This window comes from Streptomyces sp. NPDC004284 (assembly GCF_042874035.1).
GTDB lineage: Bacteria > Actinomycetota > Actinomycetes > Streptomycetales > Streptomycetaceae > Streptomyces.
Genome location: NZ_JBIAMJ010000012.1, coordinates 37,351 through 59,477 on the forward strand (window position 1 = coordinate 37,351; position 22,127 = coordinate 59,477).

The following is a 22,127-nucleotide window of genomic DNA, read 5'->3' on the forward strand; positions in this document are numbered from 1 at the left end:
CCCTTGAATAGGCGTGAGTTGGGAAGACTAGGTGGTCAACCAGCTCAGTGGTGAAGGATTTTGGAGAGGAAGTCCTTGGCCCGGTCGCTGCGCGGGTTGCTGAAGAACTCCTCGGGCGACGCCTGCTCGACGATCTTTCCGTCGGCCATGAAGACGACGCGGTTGGCGGCGGAGCGCGCGAAGCCCATCTCGTGGGTGACGACCACCATCGTCATGCCGTCCCGGGCGAGTTGCTGCATGACCTCCAGCACCTCGTTGATCATCTCGGGGTCGAGGGCCGAGGTCGGCTCGTCGAAGAGCATGACCTTCGGGTCCATCGCGAGGGCGCGGGCGATCGCCACGCGCTGCTGCTGGCCGCCGGAGAGCTGGGCCGGGTACTTGTCCGCCTGGGTGCCGACCCCGACCCGGTCGAGCAGGGCCCGGGCCTTGGCCTCGGCGGCCTTCTTCTCCGTCCTGCGGACCTTGATCTGACCCAGCATCACGTTCTCGAGCACCGTCTTGTGCGCGAAGAGGTTGAACGACTGGAAGACCATGCCGACGTCGGACCGCAGCCGGGCGAGCTCCCTGCCCTCCTGCGGCAGCGGCTTGCCGTCGATGGTGATGGTGCCGGAGTCGATGCTCTCCAGCCGGTTGATCGTGCGGCACAGCGTCGACTTGCCGGACCCGGACGGTCCGATGACGACCACGACCTCGCCGCGGGTGATCGTCAGATCGATGTCCTGGAGGACATGCAGTGCGCCGAAGTGCTTGTTCACGTCGGACAGTACGACCAGGTCGTCCGCCGCACGCGGGGTGTCCTCGGGCCCCCTGGGCACGGACTTGGACACGGACTCTCCGCTCATCGGCCTCTTGCTCCGTCCTCCTCGGTTGGAGAGGACACTAGAGACCCGATGTGACGAGCGTCATCACATCTGAGCGGAAATTGAGGATAACGATACGGCCGCGAACGGACACAGCGCGTGAAGGGGACACCCCGGGCCGTACCGGGTCCGTAACGGAAGCGGTTCCGTCGCAGGGGGACACTTGACTGTGACACCCATGTTCGGTGTTCATGCCCTGGTGGCACCTGGTACACAGAGAGCCGCCCGCCATCGGCGGACATCCATCACGGAGGAGGTACGCATGCGACTGCTGCTCGTCGAGGACGACGACCACGTCGCCGCCGCACTCTCCGCGATCCTCGCGAAGCACGGCTTCGCGGTCACGCACGCCCGCAACGGCGAGGAGGCCCTCCAGGCCGTCCTGCCCACCGCCCAGGGCGAGCGCCCCTCGTACGGGGTGATCCTCCTCGACCTCGGCCTCCCCGACCAGGACGGCTACCAGGTCTGCGGCCGCATCCGGAAGCTCACCACCACCCCCGTCATCATGGTGACCGCGCGCGGAGACGTGCGCTCCCGGATCCACGGACTCAACCTCGGCGCCGACGACTACGTCGTCAAGCCCTACGACCCCGGTGAGCTCCTCGCCCGCATCCACGCCGTCAGCCGGCGCAGCACCGGAGCCGAGGAGACCTCCGGGACCGCGGGCGCCGCCGACGGCACCCTGCTGCGGCTCGGCTCCGTCACCATCGAACTGCCCACCCGACGGGTCAGCGTCGACGGCGAGGCCGTGCCGCTCACCCGCAAGGAGTTCGACCTGCTCGCCCTCCTCGCCCAGCGGCCCGGCGTCGTCTTCCGCCGCGAGCAGATCATCAGCGAGGTCTGGCGCACCAGCTGGGAGGGGACCGGCCGCACCCTGGAGGTGCACGTCGCCTCCCTGCGCTCCAAGCTGCGCATGCCCGCCCTGATCGAGACCGTGCGGGGCGTCGGCTACCGCCTCGTCGCCCCCGCCGCGTAACCCCGGACGGCTCCTCACGTGCGCACCCGACTCCTCCCGCTGCTCATCGTGCTGATGGCCGGCGTGCTGCTCGCCCTCGGCTTCCCGCTCGCCGCGAGCCTCGCCGCGTCCGAGCAGCAGCGGGTCGTCGTCGACCGGCTCGACGACGCCGCGCGCTTCGCCGCCCTCGCCCAGTTCGTCAGCGAGAGCAACCCCGGCAACGACGAGCGGCAGGCCACGCTCAGCGGCGAACTCGCCAGCTACCACGACGTGTACGGCATCCGCGCCGGGATCTTCTACCGCGACAACCGCTCCATGGCCGCCGCACCCGAGGACTGGGTCGTCCCGTACGCCGGGGAGGGCAGGCGCGCCTTCAACGAGGCCCTGCTCGGGCGCCGCAGCCACGACCCGCCCCAGGTCTGGCCCTGGCAGGGGGACGCCCGGCTCATCATCGCCTCCCCCGTCGTCCGCGACGGGGACGTCGTCGCCGTCGTCGTCACCGACTCGCCCACCGGACAGCTCCGCTCCCGCATCCTGCGCGGCTGGCTGCTGATCTTCGCCGGCGAGGCCGCCGCGATGCTGCTCGCCGTCGGCGCCGCCTTCCGGCTCACCGGCTGGGTGCTGCGACCGGTCCGCGTCCTCGACGCCGTCACCCACGACATCGCCACCGGGCGCATGAACTCCCGCGTCGCCGCCACGGGCGGACCGCCCGAACTGCGGCGCCTCGCCCGCTCGTTCAACGAGATGGCCGACAACGTCGAGGACGCGCTCGAACAGCAGCGGGCCTTCGTCGCCGACGCCTCCCACCAACTGCGCAACCCGCTCGCCGCGCTGCTCCTGCGGATCGAGCTGCTCGCCCTGGAGCTCCCCGAGGGCAACGAGGAGATCGCCTCCGTACGGACCGAGGGCAAGCGTCTCGCGCAGGTCCTCGACGACCTCCTCGACCTGGCGCTCGCCGAGCACGCGGCGGCCGAGCCGCGGCTCACCGACGTCGGCGCGCTCACCGCCGAGCGGATCGCCTCCTGGCGGCCGGTCGCCGAGGACAAGGGCGTCGTCCTGACCGGGGAGTGCGGGGCGGTCACCGCCTGGGCGGATCCGGTGGCCCTCTCCAGCGCCCTCGACGCCGTGATCGACAACGCGCTGAAGTTCACCCCCGCCGGAGAGTCGGTCGCGGTCACCGTCGCCCCCGGCCGGTCGGCCGTCTCCGTCGTCGTCGCCGACCACGGGCCCGGCCTCACCGAGGAGGAGCTCGGCCGGGTCGGCGACCGCTTCTGGCGCTCCGGCCGCCACCAGAACGTCAAGGGCTCGGGCCTCGGCCTCTCGATCGCGCGCGTCCTGCTCACGGCGGGCGGCGGAAGCGTGGGCTTCGCCCCGAACGAGCCGCACGGGCTGAAGGTGACGGTGACGGTGCCGAGACACGCGCCGGCGGAGCGGGAGCCGGGTCAGGGCTTCACGGAGCGGTAGCGCGCGGTGCGGGGTGCGGTCGGGGTTTCACGGGGCGGTGGCGCGCGGTTACGGGGTGCGGTCAGGGCTTCACGGAGCGGTGGTGCGCGGTACTGCGGGGCGCGTCAGGGCTTCACCGAGCGGTAGTAGCGGCGGGCGCCGGCGTGGAGTTTCAGGGGTTCGGTGTAGACGGCGGTGCGCAGGTCCACCAGCTGGGCCGGGTGGACCTGGCTGCCGATGCGGTCGCGGCTCCTGATCACCGTACGGGTGAAGCCCTCGACCAGGTCCTCGTCGGCGTCCACCGTGGTGACCAGCAGGTTCGCCACGGCCAGGGTCTCGACCGGGCGGCCGTCCTGCGCCTTGCCGTACGCGTCCGCGGGGATCACCGCCGACCGGTAGTACCGGGTCGACGCGCCGACGTCGTGCAGCCGGTCGACCAGCTGTGAGTCCAGCGGGACGAGCCGGATCCGGAAGCGCTCGGACAGCGTCTGCACCGCCGTGGTCGGCAGTCCGCCCGACCAGAAGAAGGCGTCGAGCTCGTCCCGCTCCAGGAGCCCCGGCATCGTGTCGATGCCCGCCGCGACCGACCGTACGTCCCGGTCCGGGGTCAGACCCGCCGCCGCGAGCACCCGGTCGGCGATGAGCCGCACGCCGGACCCGGCCTGGCCGACCCCGACCCGGAGCCCGCGCAGGTCCTTGACCTTCTGCACCGGGGAGCCCTTGGGCACGACGAGCTGTACGTAGTCGTCGTAGAGCCGTGCGCAGCCGCGCAGCCGCTCGAAGCCGGCCCTGCGCTCGCGCTGGTACTGGGCCACCGCGTCGGCCGTCGCCACGGTGAAGTCGGCCTCGCCCGTCGCGACCCGGGCCAGGTTCTGCTGCGAGCCCTCGCTGTCCTCGAGCTTTATCGACACCTCGGGCAGGTCCTGCGCCAGGGCGTTCTTGAGGAGCTGCCCGTACCGCTGGTAGACGCCGCTGGGGACCCCCGTACTGAAGGTGACCGAACCGCTCGGGGCGGGGGAGCCGAAGGGGACCAGCCACCACACCAGCACCCCGCACAGCGCGAGCAGCGCGGCCGAGACCGCCAGGACACGGCGGCGGGCGGCACGGGAGAGCGAGGCGAACATGCGGCGATCCTGCCAGCTCACCGGCGTCCCTGGCCAGGTTCGGCGGTGACGGAGGCCCGCGCGGGTGCGCGCACGGGCCTGCGTACTCGCGAGTAGGAGCAGCCGTCAGTAGGCGAAGCCGGACTTGCCCAGCATCGTCGACGCGACGCGGGTGATCCCGCTGCCCGGCGGCAGGGGCGTGGTCGTGCCCGTGCCCGTGGGTGCCGTCGTGGAGCCGTCGCCGAGCTGGGCGGCCGCGTTCGCGCCCCAGCCGATCACCGAGCCGTCGTCGAGCGCGGCCAGGGTGAAGTCGAGGCCGCCCGCGATGTCCTGGACGCCCCTGATGGTGTCCAGGATCACCGGGGTGGTGCGGTTGGCGGCCGTTCCGTCGCCGAGCTGGCGGTCGGTGTTCTTGCCCCAGCCGGCCAGGCTGCCGTCGTCGAGGACGGCGAAGCCGGACGCGGAGGTGGCGAAGACCTTGGCGGCGGAGTCGAGGTAGGCGACGTCCACCGGCGTGCTGCTGTCGACGACGGTGTCGTTGCCGAGCTGGCCCTCGGTGCCCTTGCCCCAGGCCTTGACCGTGCCGTCGACGGTGAGCGCGAGGACGTGGTCGCAGCCCACGGAGACGGACTCGATGCCAGCGAGGTCGGGGACCTTCTGCGGGGTGTCGCGCGTGGTGTTGTTGCCGGTGCCCAGGCGGCCGTTGTCGCCCTTGCCCCAGGTCCAGACCGTGCCGTCCTGCCGGAGCGCCACGCTGAAGTCGCAGCCCGCGCCGACGTCCTTGACCTTGTCCAGGCTCTGCACCGGGACCGGGACGCGCTGCGGGTTGGTGGTGTCCTGGCCGGTGCCCAGCTGCTTGGAGGCGTTGCTGCCCCAGGCGAAGATCCGGCCGCCCTTGACGGCGAGCGCGTGGTTGAGGCCGGCGGAGACCTCGCTCACCCCGGAGAGCCCCGCGACGGTCCCGGGGAAGCTCTGGGCGTTGAGGGTGCCGTTGCCGAGCTGGCCGGTGGCGTTGTTGCCCCAGCTCTTCACGGTGCCGTCCCTGAGGAGGGCGACGGCGAAGGGGTTGGTGACGGCGGCGGTGCCGGTGCCGGTGGTGCCCCCGCCCCCGGAGAGCTCGCGGACGTCCTCGCGGGCGATGCCGGTGACGGCGGCGGGGGTCTGCTGGGCGACGACGCTGCCGTTGCCCAGCTGGCCCTGGGCGTTCTCGCCCCAGGCCCGTACCCAGGGGTCGCCGGCGTCGGCGGCGTGGGCGGGGAGGGCGGGGGCGGCGAGGGCCGCGAGGGACAGCGCGGCGAGGAGGGTGCGGCGCAGGGGTGGGGTCATCTGCGTGCCTTTCCGTTCGTACGGGTGGTCAGTAGGCGTAGCTGGACTTGTTGGCGACCGAGACGGCGACGTGGAGCGCGCCGCTGCCCGGGGGCAGTGCCGTGACCGGGGTGGGGGACGACTCGGTGGTGCCGTTGCCGAGCTGGCCGTTGCTGTTGTCGCCCCAGGCGACGACGGACCGGTCGGTGCGGACGGCGAGGGCGTGCTGCCATCCGGAGGCCATCTCCTGGACGTCGGTGAGGCCGGTGACGGGGACGGGGGTCGTCCGGTTCGCGGCGGTGCCGTCGCCGAGCTGGCCGTTGCCGTTCTCGCCCCAGGCGCGCACGGTGCCGTCGTCGAGGAGCGCGTAGCTCTGGTAGGCGCCCGTGAAGATCTTCGTGACGCCGTCCAGGTGCCGCACGTCGACGGGCACCTTGCTGTGCTCGACGCCGTCGTCGCCGAGCTGGCCGTAGGCGTTGTGGCCCCAGGCCCTGACCGTGCCGTCGGCCGTGAGGGCGAGGGTGTGGAGGCAGCCGGCGGCGACGGCCACCACGCCGTCGAGTCCGGGCACCTTCTGGGGCGTGTTCCGGTCGGCGTCGGTGCCGGTCCCGAGCTGTCCGTAGTTGTTCCTGCCCCAGGTCCAGACGGTGCCGTCCTCCCGGAGGGCGACGGCGTGCTCGCAGCCGCCCGACACGTCCGTGACCCTGTTCAGGCTCTGGACGGCGGCGGGACGGGTCACGGGGCCGTCCTTGTCGGGGGTGGTGAGCCCGTTGCCCAGCTGGCCGTAGGCGTTGGTGCCCCAGGCCAGGACGCGCCCGCCGCGTACCGCGAGGGCGAAGGGGCCGCCGGCGGCGGAGACCGAGGACACCCCGGAGAGCCCGGCGACGGTCGCGGGGAAGCTCCGGGCGGTGGTGGTGCCGTCGCCGAGCTGTCCCGAGGTGTTGCCGCCCCAGGACCGGACCGTGCCGTCGGCGAGGAGGGCGAGGGCGAAGGCGGATTCGTTGTTGTAGCCGCCGGCGGAGACCTCACGGACGTCACCGCGGGCGACTCCCACGACCGAGCCCGGGGTGAGCTGCCCCAGCGTGGTGCCGTTGCCGAGCTGGCCGCCCGTGTTCGTCCCCCAGGCCCGTACCCACGGATCGCTCGGCTCCGCGTGCGCGGGGGCGGCGAGGGAGAGCAGGGCCAGGGTCAGGGCCGTGGCGACGGCACCCCGTACGTGCGAGTGGTACGACATGCCGTGCACCCGACTCAGTACGCGTACGTCGTGTTGCCGGCCAGGGAGACGGCCACCGCCTTGATCGCCGAGCCCTGGTTGAGGATCTTCACCGACTCGTAGCGGGCGACCGTCGTGCCGTTGCCGAGCTGGCCCTCGCCGTTGAAGCCCCAGGTGACGACGTCGTCGGCCGTGACGGCGACGCCGTGCCGGAGGCCCGCCGCGAGGTGCTGGACGCCCTCCAGGCGCGGGATCACGACGGGGGCGGTGCGGTTGGTGCGGGAGACGTTGGCCTCGAAGGTCTCGTCCTCCTCCAGGAGCTGCCCGTACTGGTTGTTGCCCCAGCCCCAGACCTGGCTGTCGCTCGTCTGGACGTAGTTGTGGAAGGCGCCCGCCTCGATGTCGGAGACGTCCGTGAGCCAGTCGACGTCGACGGGGACGGTGGAGGACTTGGTGGAGGAGTTGCCGAGCTGGCCGTAGAGGTTGTAGCCCCAGGACTTGACGGTGTAGTCGGAGGTCAGCGCGAGGGCGTGGTGGCAGCCCGCGTCGATCTCGACGATGTCCGTCAGGCCCGTGACCTGCCGGGGGACGGAGCTGGTGGCGCGGCTGCCGTTGCCGAGCTGGCCGTGGATGCCGCGGCCCCAGGCGTACACGGTGCCGTTCTCCAGGAGGGCGAGGCTGAAGTCGCAGCCGGCCGAGATCTGCTTGACCTTCGGCATGCCCTGGACGCGGTCGGGGACGCTCCGGTGTTCGCCGGTGCGGTTGTTGCCGAGCTGGCCGTAGGCGTTGTCGCCCCAGGAGTAGACCTGGCCGTCGGTGTCGAGGGCGAGGCCGTGCGCCCCGCCCGCGGCGATGTCCTTGATGTTGTTCAGGCGCGGGACGATGGTGGGCACGGTCTGTTTCGTGGTGCCGCCGGTGCCGAGCTGGCCCGCGGAGTTGTTGCCCCAGGACTTGACCGTCTTGTCGGTCCGGGCGAGCACGAACGAGTCGGCCGAGGACGTGCCGCCGGCCGAGATCTGGTCGACGTCGCCGCGGAACAGGCTGGTGACCGAGGACGGGCTGAGGCTGTCGGCGAGGGTGCCGTTGCCGATCTGGCCGGTGTGGCCGGCGCCCCAGGCCAGCACGGTCGGGTTGCCCTCGTTGGCGCTCGCGGCCGGGGCGTGTGCCGGTACGGCGGCGAGTGCGGCGGCCGTGAGGACGGCGGTGGCGAACGGGAGGCCGCGGAAGGGCGCACGCAGGGGACTGCGGCGGGTACGGGACATGGCTCTGCTGCGGAACATGGCTCTGCTCTCCTTCGATGGGGACATACGGGAGCGCTGCGCCCGCTCGGCCGGCGGCCCCGCGGGGAAGGGCGGGGGCGCGCGCGTGCTTCGGGCGCGGGTCATGCGGACAGGCCGTGCCGGGCCCTTGGGCATGGGGTGCCCACGGCCGGGTGCGGCGGCCGGGACGGGCCGCCGGGCACAAGAGCAGACTGTCCGAAAAGGATCACTCCGGCGAGCCGGAACCGCTGAAACACCCGTCTGACGGACGCCCGTTCGGGGTGGTGCGGGAAGGGGCGCGTTCGCCCTCCGGGCGGCCGTCGCGCGGAGCCGCCCGCCCACGGCCGGCGGGCCGCCGAACGGCGGCGGCCGGGGGAGTGAGGACCCCCGCCGCACGAGGCCGTCCGGTCTCTCGCCGATGGTTCGGATTCCCTACGAACGGGTGGACCCGCAGGGACGGGAGGAGGCTCGTGAGGCCCCTCGGTCCGGCCTCTCGCGGCGGGTTCGAGTGCGCTCCGCCGAAGTGGTGAGCGCCCCCCGTCGGCGCGCGCCGCGCCGTGTGTCGCGCCGCGGTGCCGGGCCTCTGCGGTTAGCGTCGAGGCACGCTCGGTGATCTTGAGGACAGTCCCCTGTCCGCCCCTGGCGTCCCCTTCCGAGCTGACCAACTCGCCCCTGTCCCACGGGAGTTCCCATGCCCCACGTGAAGGCCTCGCCGCGCCGTGCCCTCGGCGCCGTCCTCCTCGCCGCCGCCCTGGCGCTGCCCCTGGCCTCCGTCGCCCACGCGGAGGACTGCAAGCCGGACGACAAGGTCTGCCAGGACCAGAAGGACAAGGAGGCCAACGAAAAGGAGGCCAAGGAGATCGCGGAGAAGCAGAAGAAGACCGAGGAGGCCGCAGGCCAGGCCGACAAGGACATCAAGGACGTCGGCAAGAAGATCGACGAGTGCCCGCCGGACTCCGCCTCCTGCATGGGCAGGCTGACCTCCGGCAAGGGCGCCGCCGAGGAGAAGGGCGTCAAGGACATGACCGACACCCTCTCCACGTACCAGCCGGAGCCCGCCGACAACGCGCAGTCCGCCGTGACCTCCACCTGCGCGGACTTCCCCGCCTCCCTGCCGCAGGGCTCCACCGACCCGGGACAGTCCCCCTTCCCGGTCGCGCAGCTCTGCTCCCTGCTCGGCTCCTGACCCCACCCGTCGTCCCCCTCCCTCCCCACGTCCCGAAGCCCGGCTGCTGACTTCAGCCGTCGCCCCCGTCCCGAAGCCCGGCTCCTCGCCGCACCCGTCGCCCCCCCACGTCCCGAAGGGTTCCTCCGCCATGTCCCCGCGCCGTCCCCGCGCCGTCCTGCCCGTGCTCGTCCTCGGCATCACCGCGCCGCTCGCGCTGCTCGCCCCGCCCGCCGCCACCGCCGAGGAGGGGCCGGGCGAGATCCCCGCGCCCCGCGCCGTCACCGCCGACGGCCGCCCCGCGAAGATCGCCGACGTCCTGGAGTACTGCGGGACGAAGCGCACGGCCTGCACCTTCACCATCGACCCGAAGCAGGACCGCGAGTACGCCACCGCCGTCAAGTCCCTGGGCAACGCGGTCGTCAACTGCACCAAGAGTGACATGAACGTGGACCGGACCGTCACGCTGCGGACCAGCAGCACCGACAACATCGGCGGCGAGATCTCCGGGAAGATCTCCGCCGAGGGCTCGGTCGGCGTCTCGGGCGAGGTCACCACCAACCTCGTCAACGACATGACCATGGAGAACAAGACGCCCAACCTCAAGGACGGCCCGACCTCGACGAACGGCACCAAGACCAGCGTCGCCACCGGCGGCAAGGTCGCCGGCTCGATGAGCGCCAAGCTCGCCTTCGAAGCCGCCTTCAAGGCCACGTACTCCAAGTCCTGGACGATCGACAACACCGAGACCACCACGTACAGGACCACCGTCAAGCCCTACGACATGCTGGTCTTCGGGGCGAGCGCGGCCATGCGCCGCGTGGTCGGCAGCCTCAGGACGGACAAGGGGGAGCGGATCCTCGGCATCCGCGTCGACAGCCCCTCCATGGTCAACAGCAGCACCTTCGTCGCCCAGACGTACGCCGTCCCCGACATGCTCTGCGGCCGCAAGCGCCCCGCCTCCGACACCGCGCCCGACGGCGACAACACCCGTACGGTGCCCGGCTTCCAGCACGAGACGCGGGAGGTGCCGGCCACCCGGGCGGTGCCGCCCGGCGCCGACCCCAAGCGCGAAGTCGTCCTGCCGTCCGCCGCCCGCTGACCCGGCCGCCCACCGACCCGGAGGAGAACCCCACCGTGAACCGCTCCCTCTCCGCGCTCGCCGTCCTCGGGGCCGCCGGACTGCTGCTGCCCGTCGCCCCCGTCTCGTACGCGGCGCAGGCCGCCCCCGCCGAGCAGACCGTCCCCGTCCTCAACGGCGACTTCGCCGACCCGGTCATGAAGGGCGACGGCCCGACCACCGTCGGCCTCGACCACTGGACCGGCCTCAACCAGCGCTACTCGCCCACCGCTTCCGGCCGCACCGACAACGCCCACGGCGTCGCCCTGCAGAAGGACGGCAACAGCCTCCGGCAGCGGCTGCGCGGGGTGCGCGCCGGGGCGCGGGTGACCGTGACCTACGAGGACAGCCCGGCCGTCTCCAAGGAGTGCACGGGACCCGAGGTCGCCGACGGCCAGCCGTACACGGTCTCCGGCTCCGGCGGGCCGGTCCTGGAGGTCGTCACCGACGGCGACCCCGGCCGGGTGAAGGGCACGGCCGGCAAGGGGGTGTGGACCGGCCGCGCCTACGTCTTCACCGCCGGCGAGAACGAACCGGTGCTCACCTTCACCTCACGCGTCACCGACTCACGCACCCACGTGACCTGCACGCCGATGATCGCCCGCATCCGCGCCGTCGAGGTGCCGCCCCCCGTCGACATGACCGTCGACAAGACGAACCTCGGCACCTCCGAGGCGTACAAGGGCAACGAACGGGAGAGCTCCCTCCACAACGCGGCCGCCGCCTGCAACGGCGAGAACGCCTGCACCTTCCGGCCGGACGCCCGGACCTCCTTCCGCTACTACGACGAGGCGCGGGTCGTCGGCGAGGCCTTCGTCAACTGCACCCGGAACACCCTGGAGCACAGCCGGCTCCTCTCGTACGCCGAGCGCAGCCACGACAGCATCTCCCAGACGTACGCCGAGGCGGGCCTCGCGCTCCCCGAGGTGGCCCGGCTGCCCACGACCGGCGTGCGGGAGGAGGACGAGAAGCGGATCAAGGAGCGGCCGATGGCCACCCAGTTCGCCCTCGCCTACGAGAAGGGCTGGCAGCGGCCCTGGCAATGGTTCAGCAGCGACCAGCGGACCGTCGTGGAGCGCATCCAGCCCGGCGAGGTCAGCTGGGTCGAGATGCAGCCGAGCCGCGAGCGGGTCGAGGGCTGGTTCGTCAGCAAGAAGGACGACTACCGGCTGCACGCCGTCGTCGACGGGCCCTCCCGCGCCGTGCCCGACCGGCTGCTCCAGCGCACCGGGCCCATGTCCGAGGCCGAGAAGCAGCGCTGCGCCGCCTCCCGTCCCATGACCACCACCCCGGTGGGCGCGGACGCGCCCGCGAGCTCCAGCGACAAGGGCCTCCTCAAGACGCCCGCGCCGACGGCCCCGGGCGTCCGCGCCGCTTCCCGGAGCCTGACGCTGCACTAGCCGCCTCCGTCGGAGCGTGCCGGAGTACGCCGGAACGCGCCGCCTCACCCCGCCACGGCGCCGAGGCGGCGCACCACCTCGTCCCGGCCCAGGGCGCGGGCCACGGCGAACAGGTCGGGGCCGCGGGTGGCGCCCGTGAGCGCGACCCGGACCACGTTCGCCACGGCGCGGGGCGGTCCCGCCCAGCGGCCCGGGTCCCGGCGCCAGGAGGCCGTGTCCGGGGCGAAGCCGTGGCGCACGGCGAGCCCTCCGAGCTCCGCCGGCCACTCCTCGGGGGAGAGGGCGGCGAAGTCGGCGGCGATCCGCCGCACGAGGCCGGGGTCGAGGCCGTCGTAGCGGTCGTCGCCGGGCGCCGGCACCGGGCCGAAGAGCTCCGCGAAGAAGAAGCCGTACCGGTCGCGGAAGCACGACCAGCGCTCCAGGTCCTTGCGGGCGGGCGCGCCCTCCGGCCGGCCCGTCGCCACCGCCGCCAGGGCGATCCCCTCGTGGCGGGCGAGGACGGAGGCGAGCTCCGGGTCGTACTCCCGCGCCCAGGCGAGGAGTTGCGCGTACAGCTCGCCCGGAGTGAGCGAGGCGATGAACTCCCGGCTCAGGGAGTGCAGTTTGGGCAGGTCGAGCAGCGGGCCCGAGGGGCGCATGCCGTCCAGCCGGACGTCGGCGGCGAGCGCCTCGGCGGTGGGCACGTCCATGAGCCGGATGTTGGCGAGGCCCCGCAGATAGTGCTGGACGGCGGCCGGCGGATAGCCGGCCGACAGGTAGTAGTCCACCGACGCCTCGGGGTCCTTGCGCTTGCTGAGCTTGCGGCGCGAGGACCCCTCCGCCTTCATCAGCGGGGCGAGGTGCGCGTACGCGGGCGGCTCGAAGCCCAGCGCCGCGTGCAGCTGCAGATGGACCGGGGTCGAGGAGAGCCACTCCTCGCCGCGCACCACCAGCGTCACCCGCATCAGGTGGTCGTCGACGACGTGCGCGAAGTGGTACGTGGGCAGCGGCAGTTCCTCCTGGGAGGACTTGAGCAGGACGATGTCGTTGCCGTTGTCCTGCATCGTCACCGAGGCCCGGATGCGGTCCGTGAACCGGACCCGGCCGGGGAACTCGTACGGGCAGCGGAACCGCACCACGTACGGCTCGCCCGCCGCGAGCCGCCGCGCCGCCTCCTCCGGCGCGAGCGTCCGGCACGGCGCCCAGCGCCCGTAGTAGCCCAGCGGCGAGCGGCCCGCGCGCTGCTCCTCCGCGCTCCGGGCCAGCGACTCCTTGTCGCAGAAGCAGGGATACGCGCGGTCCCGTCTCAGGAGCTCGCGCACATGGCCGAGGTAGACCTCCCGGCGCTCCGACTGGAGGTACGGCCCCCACGCCCCGTCCCCGGCGGCGCCGCCCTCGTCGGGCGCGAGCCCGAAGGCCCCGAGCAGGCGCGAGAACTCCTCGGCGGCGCCCGCCACCTGCCGGGACCGGTCGGTGTCCTCGACGCGCAGCACGTGCACGCCGCCCGACTGGCGGGCGAGCGCCCGGGACACCGCCGCCGTGTAGAGGCCGCCGATGTGCAGGTGTCCGGTGGGGCTCGGGGCGAAGCGCGTGACCTCGGCGCCGTCCGGCAGGGCGCGCGGCCCGAACCGCCGCTCCCAGTCGGCCGGTTCCGGGAGATCGGGCGGGAACATCGCGTTGATGACGGACAGGTCGAGCACGGTGGACTCCCTCCTGGGGTTCCTGGAGAGATCCACGGTAGGCCGGTGACCGGCCGGTCCGAGGGGACCGGGAGCGCGAGGCTGCGGAACTCCGAACCCTCTTCCGCGTTGTGGGCTGCGAGGGGCATGCCCGGTCAGTAGCGTCCCGAGGACCGTTCCGCACGAGAACCACAAGGGGGTGTGATGGGCGGCACGCGCGCGGTGGGCCTGCTCGCACTCGGCTCCTTCGCCATGGGCACCGACGCCTACGCGATGGCCGGACTGCTCCCGGACATGGGCGCCGACCTGGGCGTCTCCGTCTCCCTCGCCGGCCAGTCCGTCACCGCCTTCACCCTCTGCTACGCCCTGGCCGCGCCGCTGTTCTCGGCCGTCCTCGCCCGCTGGGGCACCCGCACCGTCCTCGTTGCCGCGCTCGTCGTCTTCGTCCTCGCCAACTCCGGCACGGCGCTGGCCGGTTCGTACGCCGCACTCCTCGGCTCCCGCGCCCTCGCCGGTGCCGGAGCGGGCCTCTTCACCCCGGCGGCCGCCACCGCCGCCGTCGCGCTCGTCCCGCCCGAGCGGCGCGGGCGCGCCCTCGGCCTGGTCCTCGGCGGGATGAGCGCGGGCACCGTGCTCGGCGTGCCGCTCGGGCTGCTCGTCGCCGCCGGCTCCGGCTGGCGGGCCGCCCTGTGGCTGGTCACCGCGCTCGGCCTCGCCGCGCTCCTCGGCGTCGCGGCCGCGCTGCCGCCCGTACGGGGAGCCGCGGCGCCCTCGCTGCGGGACCGGATCGGCGCCCTCGCCCGCCCCCGGGTCGCCGTCGTCGTCGCCGTCACCTTCACCCAGACCGTGGCCAGCCTCGGGCTCTACACCTACCTCGAACCGGTCCTGCACCGCGTCGCCGACGTGGGCAGCGCGGTGCCGTACCTGTGGGTCTGGGGCATCGGCGGGGTCTGCGGCAGCTTCCTCGCCGGGACCCTCGTCGACCGCACGGGGAAGCCCGCCCGGCTCGCGGTCACGCTCCTCGGCGTCCTCGGCGGCGCCCTCGCGCTGCTGCCGTGGACCGGCGCCGTCCCCGGTCTCGTCCTGCTGCCCCTCCTCGTGTGGGGCGCGGTCGGCTGGGCCTTCGTCGTCCCGCAGCAGCACCGGCTCCTCGCCGGGGACTCCTCCGGCACGGGCGCCGCGGCCGTCGGCCTCAACAGCTCCGCCACCTACCTCGGCGGCGCCGTCGGCTCCGCGCTCGGCGGCCTCGCCCTCGCCCGCGGGCTCGACGCCCGCCTGCTCCCGCTCCTGGCCGCCGGAGCCGCGTTCGCGGGAGTCCTCCTCCACCTCACCGTGGCCCGGCGCACCACCGGTCCCGTCCTCCCGGACAACGCACACGGGGCCGGAGCCGCGGCCGAGGCCCCCGAAAGGAACGCCTCATGAAATTCGGCGTCAATCTGCCCAACTACGGGCCCGAAGCCACTCCCGACGCCCTCGCCGACTGGGCGCTGCGGGTCGAGGCGATGGGCTACCACTACGCCATGGTCTCCGACCACGTGGCGCTCACCCCGGACGTCCAGCACCTCTTCCCCGCCCCGTTCTACGACCCCTTCGCGACCCTCGCCTGGCTCGCCGGGGTCACCAGGACGGTGGGGCTCGGCACGACGGTGACGATCCTCCCGTACCGGCATCCCGTGCACACCGCCCGCGTCGCCGCCAACATCGACCGGTTCAGCAACGGCCGGCTCGTCTTCGGCGCGGCCGCCGGCTGGGCCGCCCGGGAGTTCGCCGTCCTCGACGTGCCGTACCGCAAGCGCGGCGCGATCAGCGACGAGTACCTCGCCGCGATCAAGGCCTGCTGGGCCCGCGAGGTCGCCTCCTTCGACGGCGCCCACGTCTCCTTCCGCGAGGTCCACACCGGGCCGCTGCCCGTGCAGCGGCCCGGACCGCCCGTCTGGGTCGGCGGCCACAGCTACGGGGCCCTGCGCCGGGCCGTCCGCCTCGGCGACGCCTGGCACCCCACCTCCGTCTCCGGGGACTGGCTCCTCGGCGTGGGCCTTCCCACGCTCCGCCAGGTCGCCGAGGAACAGGAGCGGCCGGTGCCCGACCTCTGTCCCCGGATCAAACTGCGGGTCACCACCCGGCCGCTGGGCCCGGGAAGACTGCTCGGCGAGGGCACCCGGGCGCAGATCGCCGACGACCTCGGACTCCTCCAGGACCTGGGCGCGAGCGCCGTCGTCCTCGACCCCACCTACCCGGGCGACCGGCGGGAGGCGGGCCGCACCGCGCGGGACCTCGACGGCCTGGAGACACTGGCCAAGGAGGTCATCGACGTGGACGCCGGCTGCGTACGATGACGAGACGCTGACGCTTCGACAGTTCGACAGTTCGACAGTTCGACAGGGTGGCAGGGCGACGGGGGAGGGGGAGCGGGACGTGGCCGATCCGGACCTGCGGAAACTGCGCGTGCTCAGGGAGCTCAGCGAGCGCGGCACCGTCAGCGCCGCCGCCCAGGCGCTCCACCTCACCCCCCAGGCCGTCTCCCAGCAGATCAGCGCCCTGGGCCGGGAGTTGGGCGTCCCGCTCACCGAACCCTCCGGGCGCCGGCTGCGCCTCACCGGCGCCGCGCGGATCGTCCTCCGGCACGCCGACGCCGTCTTCACGCAGGTCGAGCAGATGCGCGCGGAACTCGCCGCGCACCAGAGCGGCGAGCGCGGCGAGGTGGCGGTGGCCGGCTTCTCCACCACCCTCTCGGCGCTGATCCTGCCCGCCGTGGCCCGGCTGCGGGAGACCCGGCCGCTGCTGAGGACCTCGCTCGCCGAGATCGACCCGCCGGAGAGCTTCTCCCTGCTGCACCGCGGGGAGACGGACGTCGTCATCTCCGCCGACACCACGGGGGCGGCCGGCGAGGACCCGCGCTTCCACCGGGTCGCGCTCTGCGACGACCCCTTCGACATCGCCCTGCCGGAGGGCCACCGGCTCCTCGACAGCCCCCGGCTGCTCCTCGCCGACCTCGCCGAGGAGGCCTGGATCTTCGCGACCACGGGCATGTGCCACGACATCGGCGTCGCCGCGTGTACGGCCGCCGGGTTCACCCCGCAGGCCTCCCACGCCATCGGCGACTGGGACGCGACCCTCGCGGCGGTGCGGCTCGGCCTCGGGGTCGCACTCGTCCCGCGCCTGGCCAAGCCGGCGCCGCGGCCCGAGGTGACGATCCGCGCGTTCAGCGAGCGGGCCCCGTCCCGCACGGTCTTCGCGGCCGTACGGGAGGGCAGCCAGAACTCCCCGGAGATCGCCGCCGTCCTGGACGCCCTCCGCACCGTCGCCAGGGCGGCCGTCGCCGCCTGACCAGGCGGAACGCGATTCGCCACGGCTGGTGGAAGGTACCCTCCACCAGCCGTTGCTGGACCCGCGCGGCCGCCGCTGCGAGGCTCGGACCCGTACCGCGGACCCTTTCGCGCGTCCCCTTCTTCTCCCCTTGTCCTCTCTGGAGCGGGAACACCCATGTCCAAAGCCACGTACACGCGGCTGGCCGCGCTGAGCCTCATCTGGGGCTCCGTCTTCCTGTGGATCAAGATCGCCGGCTACGGCTTCTCCCCCGTGCAGATGGTGCTCATCCGGCTCGCCCTCGGCGCCGTCGTCATCCTCGCCATCGGATACGCGAAGGGGCTCCGGCTGCCCAAGGAGGCCGCCACCTGGGGGCATCTGACGGTGGCCGCGCTCCTCGGCAACGCCGTCCCCTGGACCCTGTACGCCGAGGGCGAGATCGACGGCTCCAGCAGCGTCGCCGCCGTCGTCAACGGCAGCGCGCCGATCTGGACCCTGGCGGCCGCGCTGCTCCTCGGCCAGGAGAAGCGCGTCTCCGGCTACAAGGCCGGCGGCGTGCTGCTCGGCCTCGGCGGCACCGCGCTCATCGCCTCCCCCTGGAACTCGGCCTCCGCGGGCTCCGGTTGGAGCATCCTCTGCTTCGTCCTCGGCTCGATCAGCTTCGGCGCCAGCTTCGCGTACATGGGCAAGTTCCTCGTGGGCAAGGGCATTCCGCCGCTCATGCTGGCCGGCGGTCAGCTCAGCGTGGCGACCGTGCTCCTCCTCGCCGCCTTCCCGTTCCTGGGCCTCCAGGCCGTGACCTGGCGCGCCGACTCGGTGATCTCGGTCCTCGTCCTCGGCGTGGTCTGCACCGGCCTCGCCGCGCTCCTCAACTTCGAACTGATCATCAAGGACGGGCCCACGGTGGCCTCCACCGTCACCTATCTGATGACCGCCGTGGCCGTCGTGCTCGGCGCCGTCGTGCTGCGCGAGCCGCTCGGCTGGACCGTCTGGCTGGGCGCCGCGGCGGTGCTCGCCGCCACCGGACTGCTGCGCCGCAAGCCCCGCCCGGCGGCCGAACCGGCCTCCGGGACCGCCCCCGACACCGCCCCCGTACCGACGCCCGCCGCGGCCGATTAGCCGTACCGCCGGAACCCATGAAATGCCGGGCCGCCGTCCGCAACATTGTGTTCATTCAATGGGCGGGCGGTGGATGGTAGCGTCACAAGTGGAAACACCCGGCCTTTATGGGGGAGTCGCACGTGGCTTTTGTGGTCGAACTCGTTTTCCGTGGCAGTGAGACGGACCGGTTGAGTTTCGGAGAGGCTCACCGGACCTACTGGAAAAGAATGTCCGCACGCGGCATCCTGCTCGGCGGCGGACCCTGGCGGGACGGTACCGGGGAGTTCCTGGTCTGCGAGGCCCCCGACCGCCGCACGCTCTTACGGGTGCTGTACGCCGACCCGTACGCACAGGCACAGGTCATCGGCGAACTGCGGGTCCGCGAATGGAACGCCGTCATGGGGCACGTGGTCCTCGCCGGGCTCGAACGGTCCACCGGCGGCGCCGGGACCCACGAGCGAATACGCGGGGGCGCGCCGGCCCCCGGCACGCCGACCGCCCCGCCGCGCGCCCGTGAGGAACTGACCGCCCACGAGCGCCGCATCGCCACGATGATGCTCGACGGCCTGACCAACAAGCAGATCGCCGAGTCCTTCACGGTCTCCACCCGGGCCGTGGAGCTGCACATCACCCGGATCTACCGGAAGCTCGACATCCGCAGGCGCGCCCAACTGGCCGCTGCCATCGACCGGTTCGAAGCCGCGCTGGCCTGCTGACCCTTACCTCCGCACGCACACACCGACGACGGGAGTCGCCATGCCGCTGGTCGAGATAACCGTTCCCGAGGGCACCCTCTCCGAGGCCGCCGCGGAGGTCCTGCAGCAGCAGGTCGCCGACGCCGTGCTGACGGCCATGGAGCTGCCCCGCACCGAATTCTTCGCCGCCGCCACCTGGGTGTACGTCCGCGAGGCCGCCAAGGGCCTCGCCGCCACCGGCACCGGCCGGCCCCCGGGCGTCCTGGTCGTCGTCACGCCCCTGGAGGGCTTCCTCACCCCCGAGCGCAACGAGGCGCTGTCCGCCGAGGTCACCCGGCACGTGCACGAGGCGACCGGGCCCGACACCGTCGTCTGGCTCGTCGTGAACGAGATCCCGGAGGGGAACTGGGGCGTGAACGGCGGACTGACCCGCCGCGCGAAGATCGACGAACTCGTCGCCGAGGCGGCCCGCGCCGACTGAATTCCGCATTCCTGATTCCTGTTCCCCGATTCCTGCCGGCGGCGCCGCACCGTATTCACGGTGCGGCGCCGTTCGCATTTCCGGAACGCGGGGCAGGTGCGGATTCCCGTATCGATGTACGGATCTCCCCGCCCGTACGGTGATGTCAATGGCACCGACGGATGGGAGAGACTCGTTCATGGCTCTGCAATCGGCGCCGCGACTCGGTGTGGTGGTTCCTTCCGGAAACGCCGCCGCCGAACCCGAGATCGGCAGCCTCGTCAGCCCCGCGGTAAATGTCCACACCTCGCGATTCCCGGTACTTCCCGGAAAAGACCTGCGCGGTCGTCTGGAGAAGTACAACGACGTGCTCCCCGAAGTGCTGGGGAATTTCGGCGGACTGCGTCTCGACGCGACCGTCGTCTCCTGCACCGGCTCGCACTACCTCCTCACCCCCGAAGGCGACCGCGCGCTCTGCGCGGAGCTCTCCGAGCGCGCCGGAGCGCCCGTACGGTCCGCCGCCCTGGCCATCCTCGACACCGCGCGCGCCGTCGGCGCCGAACGACTCGTCCTGGTCTCGCCGTACGAGCCGTGGCTCACCGAACTCTCGCACGCCTACTGGGAGTCCGCCGGGCTCAAGGTCGACCGGGTCGTCAAGATCCGGGCCGGCGCGCGCTTCTCCCCGTACGACGTGACCACCGACGAACTCGTCGCCCAGGTCCGGGAGGCCGAACTCCCCGAGGACGCGACCCTGTTGTTCACCGGCACCGGCATGTTCACCTTCGACGCGCTCACCGAGCTCGGCAAGGACAGCGGACGCACCCTGCTCACCTCCAACCTGGCGAGCGCCTGGTGGGCCCGGGACGCCCTGGGCCTCCCGGCCGACGGGCCGGACGCCCACCCGCTGCTCCGGCGACTCGCCGCCGCGGCCGTGTCGTGAGCGGCCGTACCGCCCCCCACGGGCCGGTCGCCGTCGTCGGCGCCGGGCCCGTGGGCCTGACCGCCGCGCTCGTCCTCGCCCGGTCCGGGATCCCGGTGACCGTCCTGGAGTCCAGGGACGAACTGGCCACCGAGTCCCGCGCCTCCACCTTCCACCCCGCCACCCTCGACCTCCTCGACGAACTCGGCGTGGCGGCCGCCCTGCGCCGCCAGGGCCGCACCGTCGACCGCGTCCAGTGGCGCGACCTCGACGGCGGCGTGCACGCCGAGCTGGACTACGGACTGCTCGCCGGACACACCCGCCACCCCTACCGGCTCCACGTCGAACAGGCCCGCCTCACCCCGCTGCTGCTCGACGGACTCACCGCGACCGGCCTCGCCGACGTACGGTTCGGAACCACCGCCACCGGAGCCACGGAGACCCGGGCCACGGAGACCGGCGGCGGGGTGCGGCTGCGCGCCGAGGACGCGGCGGGACGGGTCACCGTCACCCACCACCCGTACGTCCTGGCGGCCGACGGCAGCCGCAGCCGGCTGCGCGAGTCCGCCGGGCTGCCCGGCACGGCCGAGGAGTACCCCGACTACGCCCTGCGCGTGGTCACCGACTCCCCGCTCGACGAACTGGTCCCCGGGCTCGCCCCGCTGACGTACGTCCGCGACCCCCGGGGCTCGTACAGCGCGCTCGGGATGCCCGACCACTGGCGGCTCGTCTTCCGGATCCGGCGCGGGACGCCCCGCGACGAGGTCCTCGCGCCGGAAGCCGTACGGGCCCGGGTCGCCCGGGCCCTGCCCGGCCCCGCCGGACGCGCCGTCCGCGTCACGGACGCGCACACCTACCGCCTCGCGCGGTTCCTGCTGCCGGCCTACCGGGCAGGACGGGTCCTGTTCGCCGGGGACGCGGCCCACCTCACCTCCACCGCCGGCGGCCTGAACATGAACTGCGGCCTCCACGACGCCGTGGAGACCGGCCGGGCCCTCGCCACCGTCCTGCGGGACGGCACCGGGGACGAGGCCCCGCTCGACGCGGCCCTCGCGCGGCGCCGTTCCGTCGTCGAGACGGCGGTCCTCCCGCGCAGCGAGGCCCGCACCGCCGGCCTGGACAGCCCGGCCGAGCTCCCCGCCCGCCTCGCCGACCTGCGGCGCACCGCCGAGGACCCCCGCGCGGCCACCGACTACCTGCTCAAGGCATCACTTCTCGACGTCGCACCACGACCCCTGAAAGGTGACGCACATGCGGATCTGGTTTCACAAGCACACCGTTGAGGGACGCCTGCCGCTGCTCGACCAGTGGTACCGCGCACACCTCGACGCGATCGCCGCACCCGGCACCACCATCGACATCAAGACCCTGCCGGCCGACACGTACCCCGACCGCACCCCCTTCGGACTCGTCGGCCACCACTCCGCCCAGGTCCTCTTCAGCCGCCACTTCTCCGAGTCCGCGCTCGTCGCGGAGCGCGAGGGATACGACGCCTGGGTGATCGCCGCGGGCCAGGACCCCGGCCTGCGCGACGCCCGCCACCTCGCCTCCATCCCCACCCTCGGCTACGGCGAGACGGCCTTCTTCCTCTCGGCCCTCACCGGCCAGCGCTTCGGCGTCCTCGGCTTCATGCCGCCCCTGGAGGAGCCCATCAGGGCCAACATCCGCCAGTACCGCCTGGAGTCCTCGCTCAGCTCGTACGAGGTCGTGCCCGGCGGCTGGGACTCCGTGCACCGCTCCCTGGAGGGCGACTTCGACGAGTTCGTCGAGGTGTACTCGGCGGCCGCCGAGCGCGCCGCCAGGGCCGGGGCCGAGGTCATCATCCCCGCCGAGGGCATCCCCAACGAGATCCTCTGGCACCTCGGCATCCACGAACTCCACGGCCTGCCCGTGATCGACCCCGCCGGACTCGCCGTGAAACTCGCGGAGACCCTCGTCCAGCTGGGCGAGCTGAAGCTCTTCCAGCGCAGCGGCCACGGCTACTGGTTCAGCCGCCCCGACGAGCCCGTCTCCAAGCACCTGGAGCAGGTCTTCCTGGGCTCGGCGCTCTAGGAGATGCCGTGTCCGCAGGATCCGCCGCACCAGAGGCCCGGCACCCCGTCCGCCGCGCCCCGCACCCCGCCCCGCGCCCGCACCCCCACCGTCACGCACCGCACGCCGTCACG

General features: G+C 73.1%; 20 protein-coding genes. 14 read left to right on the plus strand and 6 right to left on the minus strand.

Annotated features, from left to right (window positions below; genetic code table 11):
• Nucleotides 1-44: 44 nt before the first annotated feature.
• On the minus strand, nucleotides 45-842 hold the full coding sequence (locus ACFYUS_RS27050; RefSeq protein WP_388857253.1) for an amino acid ABC transporter ATP-binding protein: 798 nt from the start codon (nucleotides 840-842) through the stop codon (nucleotides 45-47).
• Nucleotides 843-1,122: 280 nt separating this feature from the next.
• Here ACFYUS_RS27050 and ACFYUS_RS27055 point away from each other — a divergent pair, with 280 nt between their 5' ends.
• A complete protein-coding gene (locus ACFYUS_RS27055) occupies nucleotides 1,123-1,836 on the plus strand; it encodes a response regulator transcription factor (RefSeq protein WP_388857256.1) in 714 nt (237 codons plus the stop codon).
• A gap of 18 nt (nucleotides 1,837-1,854) precedes the next feature.
• The gene (locus ACFYUS_RS27060) at nucleotides 1,855-3,279 is read left to right on the plus strand and encodes an ATP-binding protein (protein WP_388857259.1); all 1,425 of its coding nucleotides are present in this window, start codon (nucleotides 1,855-1,857) and stop codon (nucleotides 3,277-3,279) included.
• A gap of 104 nt (nucleotides 3,280-3,383) precedes the next feature.
• Here the strand turns inward: ACFYUS_RS27060 and ACFYUS_RS27065 are convergent, their stop codons facing one another.
• From ACFYUS_RS27065 to ACFYUS_RS27080, 4 genes are all read right to left on the minus strand, one after another.
• Complete coding sequence (locus ACFYUS_RS27065; RefSeq protein WP_388857685.1) at nucleotides 3,384-4,382, minus strand: TAXI family TRAP transporter solute-binding subunit; 999 nt, start codon at nucleotides 4,380-4,382, stop codon at nucleotides 3,384-3,386.
• A 105-nt stretch (nucleotides 4,383-4,487) separates the two neighbouring features.
• Entirely contained in the window at nucleotides 4,488-5,687 is a 1,200-nt protein-coding gene (locus ACFYUS_RS27070) for an RCC1 domain-containing protein (RefSeq protein ID WP_388857262.1), read from the minus strand.
• A gap of 28 nt (nucleotides 5,688-5,715) precedes the next feature.
• Entirely contained in the window at nucleotides 5,716-6,900 is a 1,185-nt protein-coding gene (locus tag ACFYUS_RS27075; RefSeq protein WP_388857265.1) for an RCC1 domain-containing protein, read from the minus strand.
• Between the two features lie 14 nt (nucleotides 6,901-6,914).
• Nucleotides 6,915-8,159, minus strand: a complete 1,245-nt coding sequence (locus ACFYUS_RS27080; RefSeq protein WP_388857268.1) for an RCC1 domain-containing protein — start codon at nucleotides 8,157-8,159, stop codon at nucleotides 6,915-6,917.
• Nucleotides 8,160-8,829: 670 nt separating this feature from the next.
• Here ACFYUS_RS27080 and ACFYUS_RS27085 point away from each other — a divergent pair.
• The 3 genes from ACFYUS_RS27085 (at nucleotide 8,830) to ACFYUS_RS27095 (ending at nucleotide 11,823) form a co-directional block, all read left to right on the plus strand.
• On the plus strand, nucleotides 8,830-9,324 hold the full coding sequence (locus tag ACFYUS_RS27085; protein ID WP_388857271.1) for a hypothetical protein: 495 nt from the start codon (nucleotides 8,830-8,832) through the stop codon (nucleotides 9,322-9,324).
• A 130-nt stretch (nucleotides 9,325-9,454) separates the two neighbouring features.
• Nucleotides 9,455-10,405: a hypothetical protein gene (locus tag ACFYUS_RS27090; protein WP_388857274.1), complete on the plus strand. Its 951-nt coding sequence runs from the start codon at nucleotides 9,455-9,457 to the stop codon at nucleotides 10,403-10,405.
• A gap of 35 nt (nucleotides 10,406-10,440) precedes the next feature.
• Nucleotides 10,441-11,823 carry a hypothetical protein gene (locus ACFYUS_RS27095; RefSeq protein WP_388857277.1) on the plus strand — a complete coding sequence of 461 codons (1,383 nt, stop codon included), beginning with the start codon at nucleotides 10,441-10,443 and terminating at the stop codon, nucleotides 11,821-11,823.
• Nucleotides 11,824-11,867: 44 nt separating this feature from the next.
• Here the strand turns inward: ACFYUS_RS27095 and ACFYUS_RS27100 are convergent, their stop codons facing one another.
• Entirely contained in the window at nucleotides 11,868-13,502 is a 1,635-nt protein-coding gene (locus tag ACFYUS_RS27100; RefSeq protein WP_388857280.1) for a glutamate--tRNA ligase, read from the minus strand.
• A 183-nt stretch (nucleotides 13,503-13,685) separates the two neighbouring features.
• Between ACFYUS_RS27100 and ACFYUS_RS27105 the strand changes: the two genes are divergently transcribed.
• The 9 genes from ACFYUS_RS27105 (at nucleotide 13,686) to ACFYUS_RS27145 (ending at nucleotide 22,014) form a co-directional block, all read left to right on the plus strand.
• Complete coding sequence (locus ACFYUS_RS27105; RefSeq protein WP_388857283.1) at nucleotides 13,686-14,903, plus strand: MFS transporter; 1,218 nt, start codon at nucleotides 13,686-13,688, stop codon at nucleotides 14,901-14,903.
• Complete coding sequence (locus ACFYUS_RS27110; RefSeq protein WP_388857286.1) at nucleotides 14,900-15,817, plus strand: TIGR03619 family F420-dependent LLM class oxidoreductase; 918 nt, start codon at nucleotides 14,900-14,902, stop codon at nucleotides 15,815-15,817. Before ACFYUS_RS27105 ends, ACFYUS_RS27110 begins: the two co-directional genes overlap by 4 nt.
• Before the next feature lie 79 nt (nucleotides 15,818-15,896).
• Nucleotides 15,897-16,808, plus strand: a complete 912-nt coding sequence (locus ACFYUS_RS27115) for a LysR family transcriptional regulator (protein ID WP_388857289.1) — start codon at nucleotides 15,897-15,899, stop codon at nucleotides 16,806-16,808.
• A 156-nt stretch (nucleotides 16,809-16,964) separates the two neighbouring features.
• Nucleotides 16,965-17,906 carry a DMT family transporter gene (locus ACFYUS_RS27120; protein ID WP_388857292.1) on the plus strand — a complete coding sequence of 314 codons (942 nt, stop codon included), beginning with the start codon at nucleotides 16,965-16,967 and terminating at the stop codon, nucleotides 17,904-17,906.
• A 107-nt stretch (nucleotides 17,907-18,013) separates the two neighbouring features.
• Nucleotides 18,014-18,604, plus strand: coding sequence for a LuxR C-terminal-related transcriptional regulator (locus ACFYUS_RS27125; RefSeq protein ID WP_388857295.1), 591 nt, complete (start codon nucleotides 18,014-18,016; stop codon nucleotides 18,602-18,604).
• Nucleotides 18,605-18,644: 40 nt separating this feature from the next.
• Complete coding sequence (locus tag ACFYUS_RS27130; RefSeq protein WP_388857298.1) at nucleotides 18,645-19,064, plus strand: 4-oxalocrotonate tautomerase family protein; 420 nt, start codon at nucleotides 18,645-18,647, stop codon at nucleotides 19,062-19,064.
• Between the two features lie 178 nt (nucleotides 19,065-19,242).
• A complete protein-coding gene (locus ACFYUS_RS27135; protein WP_388857300.1) occupies nucleotides 19,243-19,983 on the plus strand; it encodes an arylmalonate decarboxylase in 741 nt (246 codons plus the stop codon).
• Nucleotides 19,980-21,245 carry an FAD-dependent oxidoreductase gene (locus tag ACFYUS_RS27140; RefSeq protein WP_388857303.1) on the plus strand — a complete coding sequence of 422 codons (1,266 nt, stop codon included), beginning with the start codon at nucleotides 19,980-19,982 and terminating at the stop codon, nucleotides 21,243-21,245. Before ACFYUS_RS27135 ends, ACFYUS_RS27140 begins: the two co-directional genes overlap by 4 nt.
• Entirely contained in the window at nucleotides 21,214-22,014 is an 801-nt protein-coding gene (locus tag ACFYUS_RS27145; RefSeq protein ID WP_388857306.1) for an aspartate/glutamate racemase family protein, read from the plus strand. Before ACFYUS_RS27140 ends, ACFYUS_RS27145 begins: the two co-directional genes overlap by 32 nt.
• Nucleotides 22,015-22,127 lie beyond the last annotated feature (113 nt).

Coding starts and splice junctions, on each gene's coding strand:
- ACFYUS_RS27050 (WP_388857253.1), bottom strand. CDS start 842: ATGAGCGGAGAGTCCGTGTCCAAGTCCGTGCCCAGGGGGCCCGAGGAC.
- ACFYUS_RS27055 (WP_388857256.1), top strand. CDS start 1,123: ATGCGACTGCTGCTCGTCGAGGACGACGACCACGTCGCCGCCGCACTC.
- ACFYUS_RS27065 (WP_388857685.1), bottom strand. CDS start 4,382: ATGTTCGCCTCGCTCTCCCGTGCCGCCCGCCGCCGTGTCCTGGCGGTC.
- ACFYUS_RS27070 (WP_388857262.1), bottom strand. CDS start 5,687: ATGACCCCACCCCTGCGCCGCACCCTCCTCGCCGCGCTGTCCCTCGCG.
- ACFYUS_RS27075 (WP_388857265.1), bottom strand. CDS start 6,900: ATGTCGTACCACTCGCACGTACGGGGTGCCGTCGCCACGGCCCTGACC.
- ACFYUS_RS27080 (WP_388857268.1), bottom strand. CDS start 8,159: ATGTTCCGCAGCAGAGCCATGTCCCGTACCCGCCGCAGTCCCCTGCGT.
- ACFYUS_RS27085 (WP_388857271.1), top strand. CDS start 8,830: ATGCCCCACGTGAAGGCCTCGCCGCGCCGTGCCCTCGGCGCCGTCCTC.
- ACFYUS_RS27090 (WP_388857274.1), top strand. CDS start 9,455: ATGTCCCCGCGCCGTCCCCGCGCCGTCCTGCCCGTGCTCGTCCTCGGC.
- ACFYUS_RS27105 (WP_388857283.1), top strand. CDS start 13,686: ATGGGCGGCACGCGCGCGGTGGGCCTGCTCGCACTCGGCTCCTTCGCC.
- ACFYUS_RS27110 (WP_388857286.1), top strand. CDS start 14,900: ATGAAATTCGGCGTCAATCTGCCCAACTACGGGCCCGAAGCCACTCCC.
- ACFYUS_RS27120 (WP_388857292.1), top strand. CDS start 16,965: ATGTCCAAAGCCACGTACACGCGGCTGGCCGCGCTGAGCCTCATCTGG.
- ACFYUS_RS27125 (WP_388857295.1), top strand. CDS start 18,014: ATGGGGGAGTCGCACGTGGCTTTTGTGGTCGAACTCGTTTTCCGTGGC.
- ACFYUS_RS27130 (WP_388857298.1), top strand. CDS start 18,645: ATGCCGCTGGTCGAGATAACCGTTCCCGAGGGCACCCTCTCCGAGGCC.
- ACFYUS_RS27135 (WP_388857300.1), top strand. CDS start 19,243: ATGGCTCTGCAATCGGCGCCGCGACTCGGTGTGGTGGTTCCTTCCGGA.
- ACFYUS_RS27145 (WP_388857306.1), top strand. CDS start 21,214: ATGCGGATCTGGTTTCACAAGCACACCGTTGAGGGACGCCTGCCGCTG.